This window comes from Synechococcus sp. ATX 2A4, assembly GCF_024346375.1.
Classification (GTDB): domain Bacteria; phylum Cyanobacteriota; class Cyanobacteriia; order PCC-6307; family Cyanobiaceae; genus MW101C3.
The window spans coordinates 230,536-239,529 of sequence record NZ_JAGQCV010000004.1 but is presented as its reverse complement, the minus strand read 5'-3'; the positions used below and the strand labels follow the sequence as shown (position 1 = coordinate 239,529).

Below are 8,994 nucleotides of genomic sequence, written 5' to 3'. Positions count from 1 at the left end.
CAGCCGCAGGTTCGCTGCCACCATCCGCTCCTTTGCCCGGCGGCCGCTCGCCAGCTTGCGGCGCAGCACCGGCACCGGCAGCTCCAGCGACGCCGCCAGCACCTCCAACGTGGGCTTCACCCCACCGGCGCGCATCTCCAGCTCCAGCTCCGTTTCCTCCAAGCGCATCAGCTCCTGCACCTGGCGGCCCAGCGTGATCTCCTGCTCATGGCTCAACAACGGCACACGGCCGATGTCGCGCAGGTACGAGCGCACCAGATCGCCGCTCGCCATGGAGGAACTGGAAGCATCAACCGTGGCCAAGGGCGGGGAAGACATGGTGGCGTTTCGCAGGGTTAGGAAACGTTTGTGTTTCGTAATTTACCATCCCTGATCGTTCGCGCACCAGCCCAGCCCCTGCTAGCTGCGCACCAGTCCTGCGCCAACCAGCTGCGTGCCCACTTGCCACCGGCGCGGGGGAGAATGCGGCTCTGCCCACCCCCGGCGACACCGGCCGCCGGGACCTCCGTTGCCGGAAGCATGCCGCGGGAGCGACTCCAGAAGCTGCTGGCCGCTGCCGGCGTCTGCTCCCGGCGCCGCGCCGAGGACCTGCTGCTCCAGGGGCGGGTGCGGGTAAATGGCAGCGTGGCCGGTCTTGGCGATCAGGCCGATGCAACCATCGACCTGGTGGAACTCGACGGCAAGCCGCTGCGGGCTGCCGTGCCCCGTCAGACGCTGCTGCTGCACAAACCCCCGGGCGTGGTGAGCAGTTGCAATGACCCACAAGGCAGACCGACAGTGCTGGATCTGCTGCCGGCCGCCCTCACCGAGGGCACCGGCCTGCACCCGGTGGGCCGGCTCGACATTGACAGCCGCGGCGCCCTGTTGCTCACCAACGACGGCGCCCTAACCCTGCGGCTGACCCATCCCCGCCACGGCCACGGCAAGACCTACCGGGTGCTGGTGCAGGGCCACCCGAGCGAGGCGGTGCTGGCGCGATGGCGACGGGGCGTGGCGCTCGACGGCGAGGCCGCCCTGCCGGTGCAGCTGCGCCGCCTCCGCCAGTCGGCGACCAGCATGCTGCTGGAAGTGAAGATGCGGGAAGGCCGAAACCGGCAGATCCGTCGCACCGCCGCCCTGCTGGGCCATCCGGTGCTGGATCTCCTGAGGGTGGCGATCGGGGAGTTGCAGCTCGGCGCCCTTCAGCAGGGCCAGTGGCGTTCCATCGACGCTCGACAATGGTTCGAACCTGCTTCCGGTGCTGGTCACCAGCGCTGACCCTTCGCCGCTCCCGATGCCGCGCCCCCGGATCACCTCCCTGCTTCCCCAGGCCCTGCGGCGGCGGCTGCGGCTGGAGCCATCGGCGGCGGCCCCAGCCCCACCGGCGCCGGAAGATCCGCTGCTGCAGCTCGGCCGGATGCTGCGCCAGAAACGGGAGGAGCACGGCCTGAGCCTGCGCCAGCTCGCCAGCGAAACCCGCATCAGCACCCCGGTGATCGAGGCGCTGGAGCGGGGCTGGCGTGACCGCCTGCCGGAGGCGGCCTACCTGCGCACGATGCTGGCGCTGCTGGAGCGGCATCTCGACCTGGACCATGACGCACTCAGTGCCGCCCTGCCGCTGCAATCCCACCCGCTCGATGGCCACAGCAAACGGCCGTCGCTGCTGAGGCGCTTCACGCCCGGCTCCATCGATGTCTTCACCAGCTGGCAAGGCACGGTGCTGTACGGCCTGCTGACCGGCGGCCTGATCTACGCCGTGAACCTGCAGCAGCAGCAACTGGCGGCGGCCAACCAGCTCACCCTGCGGCCCGTGCCGCCGCTCACGGACGCGGAACGGGTGAAGCCACCAGACAGCAACGCCCTGCTGCTGCAGGTGCACCCCGACCTGCGCCCCCTGCAGCAGGCGGCGCGCGGGGTGGCGCAGAAGCAATGGAGCCGGGAAGCACAGCAGGCAGGCGGTGGGCCCGGCGTGTTGCGTCTTCGGCTGGATCAGCCCACGCGCCTCCAGCTGAGCAGCGACTCGGGAGAAGGCACCCAGCTGCAGGGGGCGCGGGGCTCCCTGGTGCTGCAGCTGCAGCCACCGTTGCAGCTGCAGCTTGAGCCCCCCGCGGCGGCGGGCAGCGGGGCCGTGCGCTGGAACGAGCAGCCGCTGGAGGCCGAAGCCGGCCGGCCAGGGGTTTACCGCGTGCCGCCGGCCGCCACTCTGCCGTAACGGGCCGCCAGAGCGGCCAGGGCGGCAATCGGTTCACCAAGCTGCTCCACTGGTTGCTCCAGCCGCCAGCTCCAGTTGGCCTCCCCCGCCGTGCCTGGGGTGTTGAAGCGGGCCTGATCGCCCAGGCTGAGCAGATCCTGCAGGGGCACCACCGCCAGCTCTGCGCGCGAGGCGAGCGCCAGCTCCAGCAGCTGCCAGCCCGGCGCCTCGATCATCTGGCCGATCCGTTCACCCACCTGACGCCGCTGGTCCTCGGGCAGGGAGTCCCACCAGCCGATGGAGGTGGCGTTGTCGTGGGTGCCGGTGTACACCACCCAATGGTGGCCCACGTAGTTCTCGGGCAGGTAGGCGTTGCTGTCGTTGCCATCGAAGGCGAACTGCAGGATCTTCATGCCCGGCAGGCGGAAGCGGTCGCGCAGGGCCTCCACCGCCGGGGTGATCACGCCCAGATCTTCGGCGATCAGGGGCAGCTGGCCGCCCAGCCGGTGACGCAACGCCCGCAGCAGCGCCACGCCAGGCGACGCGCGCCATTCACCCTGCTGGGCCGTGCGTGCCTCGCCGGGCACCGCCCAATACGACTCCAGCGCGCGGAAGTGATCGAGGCGCAGCAGATCAAGCCGTTCCAGCTGCCCCTGCAGCCGCCGCAGCCACCAGCGGAAGCCGGTGAGGCGATGCAGGGGCCAGCGGTAGACCGGCGTGCCCCACAGCTGGCCGGTGTCGGAGAAGTAATCGGGCGGCACGCCGCTCTGCAGGGTGAGGGAGCCATCCCGGCGCAGCGAAAAGAGGCGGCGGCGGGCCCACACATCGGCACTGTCGTGGGCCACATAAAATGGAAGATCGCCGATCAGCTGCACGCCGCGGCGGCGCGCATGGTCGTGCAGGTGCTGCCATTGGCGCTCCAGGTGCCACTGCACCAAAGCCTCCTGCCGCAGGGCTACCGCCTGCTCCCGCTCAAAGCGGCGCAGGGCCCGCCACTGTCGTTGCGCCAGCGGAGCGGGCCATTGCCACCAGGGCAGGCCGCCCTGCAGCTCCCGCAGCACCATGAAGCGGCAGTGCTCCACCAGCCAGGGAGCCGCCGCCTGGCACCAGCGCTGGAAAGCGACCTGGCGCTCGGCCGACTGCTGGGGCCAGCGCCGCTCAAGCGCCCGGGCCAGGGCCGCCGAGCGCCGTGGGCAGGTCTCCAGGTCAAGTCGGTCGGTGCGACCGGACGGCAGGGCGGAGAGATCAGAGGCTTCAAGGGAACCGTCGGCCACCAGCGCCTCGCCGTCGAGAAACCAGGCATTGAGCGCGAAGCTGCTCGGGGAGCTGTACGGAGAGCCGGTGCCGTCGGCGGGGGCCAGCGGCAGCAACTGCCAGGCGGCGATGCCGTGGTCGGCCAGCAGGTCGATCCAGGCATGGGCCGCCGCGCCGAAGCTGCCGCAGCCGGGCGTGCCAGGCAGGGCCGTGGGGTGCAGCAAGACAGCACAGCGGCCCGCTGTCTCAGGGCCTGGGGGAAGGGCGGCGTCGCTCACGGGCGCGGCAGGCGGTAACGGGCCACGATCTCCTTGGCGAAGGCGGGGATGTGGCGCTCGGCCATTTCAGGATGGTTTCGGCGCAGCCACAGGGCGTTGCGGGTGAAGTGGGAATCGATCGAGAAGCGGCCGTATTCCAGCCCCTGCGGACCAACACGCTGCACAAAGAAGCCCACCACCTCAGCGAGCCAGCGGGGCAGGCGCACCGCCTTGTCGTAAGCGTCGATGCCCTGCTGCACGGCGGCGCGGCGGTCGCCGCGGCTGCTCACCGGCGCCAGATCCAGCTCCGCCTCCACCAGATCCAACAGCTCCTGGCCGCGGGGGTTGCGCACCGTGAGCCACTGGCGGCCGAAGGTGGCGCCCATGTAGCCCACCACCAGGTCAGCGCCGCCGTTCACGTAGTCGAAGCAGCTCAGGCAGCTGGGGGCGAAGACATTCTTGAGCCGGGGCGTATCGAGGCCGAAGAAGGGCACCGTTTCCTCACGGCCGTCGCTATGGCGGAAATGGATGCGGAAATCCTGCATGAACTCGTAGTGCACCACCGTGGCGGGCGAATCGCTGGCGCTTTCCAGAAAAGTCTGCAGGCCCTGGCGGCTGACGTTGTCCACGCACGGCAAACCCAGCACGTAGAAGGCGTCCAGCGGCAGGGTGGGCTGCACGGCCCGCAGCGCCTGCACCTGGCAGCCCACGCCGATCGCCAGCAGGCGGCGGATGCCGCTGCCGGGCAACTGCTCCAGCACCTCCAGGTTGGGGGAGAGGGTGGGCTTGTTCACCCGTGCCGCCAGCACCTGTTCGGGGGTGCGCGCCAGCACCGGCACCGGCGTGAAGCGATCGTCGGGGCTCTGCTGCACGCACAGCACCGCATCCACCAGGCCTGTTTCCAGTGCCCGCACGCCGATCCGCGACACGATGCCGGTCCACTGGGCCCCGTCGATCGGGGCCTGCAGGCGGGCCGTGACCATCCGCTGGCTGACGCCGAAATAGAGCTCGTCGTCGTTGCTGAGGTCGCGGCTGCGGCCGTGGGCGGCTTCCTCCATCGCCTCAAAGCGCTGGTGGAGGAAGGCACAGGCCTGGCGCACGTAGGCCACCCAGCGGCTGTCGCACAGGCCGCAGTCGCTGCAGAGATCCTTGGCCGGTTTGGTGCTGCCCTTGGGCAGGGGCCGGGCCCGTTCGTGAGGGAGGGGAGGGGCGGCTGTCAAAGCGGCGTCCGGCCTGACGGGGCATGGGAGGTTCAACCTATCGGCAGGTCCGACTTGCATGCCGGAGCTGCGGCAAAGTTGAGCCTTCGCAAGCAAGAGTGAAGGTGGCAGGCGGGAGCAAGTCACGCCGGCGGGGTGCGGCGCCAGCAGCAAGCGGGGCGGCGGGGCCGCCAGCGGATCCGGCCCAGGCGCAGGCCGGCGGCCGCCCCCGCGCCCGGTGGGGTTCCCGGCTGTGGAAACTGAGCCTGGCCCTGCTCGCTGCTGTGGGCACGGCGGTCCTGTTCGAGCGCGTGTGGTCGCGGCCCGACCCTGGCCTGGTCAGCAGCGATCAAGCCGGTCTCAACAAGGATCTGGCCGATCCGCCGATCCGGCCCATCACGGTGCTGCTGATCGGCACCGACGCCGACCGCCTCGATGCCAGCACCAACAGTGCTGCCCCCCGCGGCCCCGCCAACGCCGACACCCTGCTGCTGATCCGGGCCGATCCGGACGGGGCGATGCGGGTGCTGAACGTGCCCACGGAACTGGCCGTACAGGTGCCGGGTCAACAGAAATTGCAGACCCTCGGGGCCCTCTATCGACTTGGCGGACCTGCCCTCACGGCTGACGGCGTGGGGGAGCTGGTGGGCCTCGATCCGGGGCAGCCCGAGCGCTATGTGGTGATGCCGCGCCAGGTGCTGCGCACCTTGGTGGACGGCCTGGGCGGGCTGGAGGTCAACCTGGATCAGGCCATTCGCTACCAGGACAAGACCCAGAACTATCGGATTGAACTCCAGGGCGGGCTGCAGGTGCTCAAGGGGCCACAGGTGGAGCAGCTGGTGCGCTTCAAGGGCAGCGACGACGGCCTCAGTGGACGGCGCAGCCGCCAGCAGAAAGTGATCGGCGGCCTGCTGGAGCAACTGGGCCGGCCCGGCGGAACGGCAAAACTGGCGCAGCAGGTGAGGCAGCTGCAGCCGCTGGTGGGCACCAACCTCACGGAAACAGAAATCCTCAGCCTGCTGAACGTGGCGATCCAGCAGGCCCACACCGTGCGCTACGACAAGCTGCCCCTGGCACCCACCACCGAGCCAGGGCAGACCCTGCGGCAAGTGGCGCCAGGAGCAGAGCAGCCGCTCTGGCCGGCGGGATAAGCCCAGCTATGGTTTTCTGGATCGATCTCAGGCATCGATTCAGGGGGGATCGATTCAGAAACTGGTGAAGCGCTGCCAGCGCAGCTTCAGGGCCTCCACCAGCACTTCAGCGCCTGAAGCGCAGCTGCTGCCGGCGGGCTGCAGCCCGCCGAGCCAGGGCAGACCCTCGCAGGAGCGGGCCGGGCCATCCCAGCTCCCGTCCCACTGCACCAGACCCAGCAGGGGCACGGCGGAACGCTCCAGCAGGGCGGCGTAGGCCGCCGCCAGCCCATTGCCGGCATCGTCAGCCGCAATCAGCAGCAGGGTGGGCTGCCGCCAGGCGCCGAGCACCTCCGCCCAGCGAGTCCCCACCGGCAGCCAGCGGCCGGGGTCTTCCTCCAGAGCCACCAGAGCGCCGCCCTGCTGGCTCTGGAGGGCAGCCATCAGCTGATCGGGCTCAGCCGACCGAGCACCCAGGTCGCTGAGTTCAGCTGTGGCGGGCAGGGCCAGGAACGACTGCAGGCGCGGGGCCGCCAGGGGCAGGGCCGCCAGTCCGCGGGGGCCGGCGCCGGCCAGCACCAGCGGAGATGTGAGCAAGGACCGCTGTTTGGGCACGACCGGCAGGCACTGGTTCATCATTCTTCATACCACCAGGTTTCGCCGGCATCCGACCGGAAGGCTTCTACCATCAGCTCCATGCCGACCTCGCTCACGCCCGCCGTGACCCGTTTCCTGACAGCCGATCGGGTCGAGCAGGACCAACCCCCCCACGACACCCGTCGGCTACGGCTGTTCAGTGGCACCTCCAATCCGGCCCTGGCCCGCGAGATCGGAGCCTATCTCGGTGTTCCCGATGGTCCGCGGGCGATCAAGCGCTTCGCCGATGGTGAACTTTATATCCAGATTCAGGAATCAATCCGCGGCTGTGATGTTTTTCTGATCCAACCCACCTGCGCTCCGGTGAACGATCACCTGATGGAGCTGCTGATCATGGTGGATGCCTGCCGGCGTGCCTCGGCTAGGCAGATCACCGCCGTGGTTCCTTACTACGGCTACGCCCGAGCCGATCGCAAGACGGCAGGCCGCGAATCAATCACCGCCAAACTGGTGGCCAATCTGCTGGTGAAGTCTGGAGTTGATCGGGTGCTGGCGATGGACCTGCACTCCTCCCAGATTCAGGGCTACTTCGACATCCCCTGCGACCACATCTATGGCTCGCCGGTGCTGGTGGACTACCTGCGCACCCGCAACCTCGGCGAGGTGGTGGTGGTGTCCCCGGATGTGGGGGGTGTGGCCCGGGCCCGGGCCTTCGCCAAGCAGATGAGCGACGCCCCGCTCGCCATCATTGACAAGCGCCGCTCGGGGCACAACGTGGCCGAAAGCCTCACGGTGATCGGCGATGTGGCCGGCAAGACGGCGGTGCTGATCGACGACATGATCGACACCGGTGGCACCATCTGCGCCGGCGCGCGGCTGCTGCGCCAACGGGGCGCCACCCGGGTGCTGGCCTGCGCCACCCATGCGGTGTTCTCCCCTCCCGCGATCGAGCGGCTCTCCGAGCCCGGCCTGTTTGAAGAGGTGCTGGTCACCAACAGCATCCCGATCAGCGACGACCGCCGCTTCCCGCAACTGCAGGTGCTCTCGGTAGCCAACATGCTGGGTGAGGCCATCTGGCGCATCCACGAAGAAAGCTCGGTGAGCTCGATGTTCCGCTGACATCTGCCGAACGCCACCGCTGTGAGGCTCCCTTCCCCCTGCGGGTGCGCCTGAAAAAGGCCCTGCCGGTGCTGGTCACGGCGCTGCTCACCACAGGTCTGCAGGGCCTCGGCCTGCTGCCGGCTGCCGCCACCAGCCAGCGCGTGGGCGTGTGGCTCACCAACAGTCCCAGCCCCCTCTACTACGACCGCAACCGGATCGAGCAGGCCGTCGGGGAACTGGCAGCCGCAGGCTTCAACACCCTTTACCCGAATGTGTGGAGCCGGGGCACCACCTTCCACCGCAGCCGCTTTGCGCCCACCGAGCCGGCCCTGCTGAAGGCCGCCCCGGGGCTCGACCCGATCTGCCATATCACCCGCTCCGCCCAGCGGCGCGGCATGCAGGTGATCCCCTGGTTCGAATACGGAATGATGGAGCCCGCCGACGCGGAGGTGGTGCGGCGCCATCCGGAATGGGTGCTGCAGCGCAGCGATGGCTCCACCCTCTACGCCATGCACGGCGCCAACCTGAAAACCTCACCGCTCAAGGATCTGAGGGTGTGGCTCAATCCGGCCCATCCCGGCGTGCGCGCCCGCTTCATCGGCCTGATCCAGGAGATCGTGCAGCGCTGTGGTGTCGATGGCATTCAGCTCGACGACCACTTCGCCTGGCCGGTGGAGCTGGGCTATGACCCCTACACCCGGGCCCTGTTCAGCAAGGAGAAGGGCCGGGAACCTCCCGCGGATTTCAACAACCGCGAATGGATGAGCTGGCGGCGCCAGCAGCTCACCGGCTTGCTGCGGGAGCTGCGCCGCGACCTGCGCCGCAGCAACAACGCCGCCGTGATCAGCCTTTCTCCCGGACCCTTCCGCTTCGCCTACAACCACTGGCTGCAGGACTGGGAACTCTGGGCGCTCGGCAAGCTGGTGGATGACCTGGTGGTGCAGAACTACGCCTTTTCGGTGCGCGGTTTCGCCCGCGATCTCGATCAGCCGGCGCTGGTGAAGGCCCGTCAGTGGGGCCTACCGGTGGAGATCGGCATCCTGGCCGGATTCGGCGGCCGCACCCCCGACATGGCCACGCTCAACCAGAAGGTGGAACTGGCGGCCCAGCGGGGCCACGGGGTGATCTATTTCTACTGGGAGGGCCTCTGGGGCAACTACGCCGGGCCCGAGGGAGGTTCCTTCCGGCGCGACGCCTTCACCCGGTTGCACCGCCAGGCTTTCGGCCGCGGGCAGACCGCGGACAAAGGACAGGCCACCAGCGGCGGGGCCGCGCCCCGCTGATCG

9 protein-coding genes are annotated in these 8,994 nt (G+C 69.4%); 5 read left to right on the top strand and 4 right to left on the bottom strand.

All coding sequences use genetic code 11. The features are described from left to right. The coding region (locus KBY97_RS05750; RefSeq protein WP_315857145.1) for a sigma-70 factor domain-containing protein at positions 1–318 on the bottom strand (318 nt) is incomplete at its 3' end. Between the two features lie 201 nt (positions 319–519). On the opposite strand from KBY97_RS05750, the gene KBY97_RS05745 reads away from it, so the two are divergent. Beyond that, entirely contained in the window at positions 520–1,257 is a 738-nt protein-coding gene (locus KBY97_RS05745; protein WP_255145706.1) for a pseudouridine synthase, read from the top strand. A 16-nt stretch (positions 1,258–1,273) separates the two neighbouring features. Beyond that, positions 1,274–2,191 carry a RodZ family helix-turn-helix domain-containing protein gene (locus tag KBY97_RS05740; protein ID WP_255145705.1) on the top strand — a complete coding sequence of 306 codons (918 nt, stop codon included), beginning with the start codon at positions 1,274–1,276 and terminating at the stop codon, positions 2,189–2,191. Here KBY97_RS05740 and malQ read toward each other — a convergent pair. Together malQ and KBY97_RS05730 are read right to left on the bottom strand one after the other, a co-directional pair. Further along, positions 2,158–3,702, bottom strand: a complete 1,545-nt coding sequence (malQ, locus tag KBY97_RS05735; RefSeq protein WP_255145704.1) for a 4-alpha-glucanotransferase — start codon at positions 3,700–3,702, stop codon at positions 2,158–2,160. The genes KBY97_RS05740 and malQ overlap by 34 nt on opposite strands. After that, complete coding sequence (locus KBY97_RS05730) at positions 3,699–4,901, bottom strand: Coenzyme F420 hydrogenase/dehydrogenase, beta subunit C-terminal domain (protein WP_255145703.1); 1,203 nt, start codon at positions 4,899–4,901, stop codon at positions 3,699–3,701. The genes malQ and KBY97_RS05730 overlap by 4 nt, the downstream gene beginning before the upstream one ends. Positions 4,902–5,005: 104 nt before the next feature. On the opposite strand from KBY97_RS05730, the gene KBY97_RS05725 reads away from it, so the two are divergent. After that, positions 5,006–6,031: an LCP family protein gene (locus tag KBY97_RS05725; protein ID WP_255145702.1), complete on the top strand. Its 1,026-nt coding sequence runs from the start codon at positions 5,006–5,008 to the stop codon at positions 6,029–6,031. A 54-nt stretch (positions 6,032–6,085) separates the two neighbouring features. On the opposite strand, the gene KBY97_RS05720 is transcribed toward KBY97_RS05725, so the two are convergent. Further along, on the bottom strand, positions 6,086–6,607 hold the full coding sequence (locus KBY97_RS05720) for a hypothetical protein (protein WP_255145701.1): 522 nt from the start codon (positions 6,605–6,607) through the stop codon (positions 6,086–6,088). Positions 6,608–6,730: 123 nt separating this feature from the next. On the opposite strand from KBY97_RS05720, the gene KBY97_RS05715 reads away from it, so the two are divergent. Beyond that, positions 6,731–7,726, top strand: a complete 996-nt coding sequence (locus KBY97_RS05715) for a ribose-phosphate pyrophosphokinase (protein WP_255145740.1) — start codon at positions 6,731–6,733, stop codon at positions 7,724–7,726. Between the two features lie 50 nt (positions 7,727–7,776). Continuing rightward, positions 7,777–8,991 carry a glycoside hydrolase family 10 protein gene (locus KBY97_RS05710; RefSeq protein WP_399217358.1) on the top strand — a complete coding sequence of 405 codons (1,215 nt, stop codon included), beginning with the start codon at positions 7,777–7,779 and terminating at the stop codon, positions 8,989–8,991. Positions 8,992–8,994: the final 3 nt, after the last annotated feature.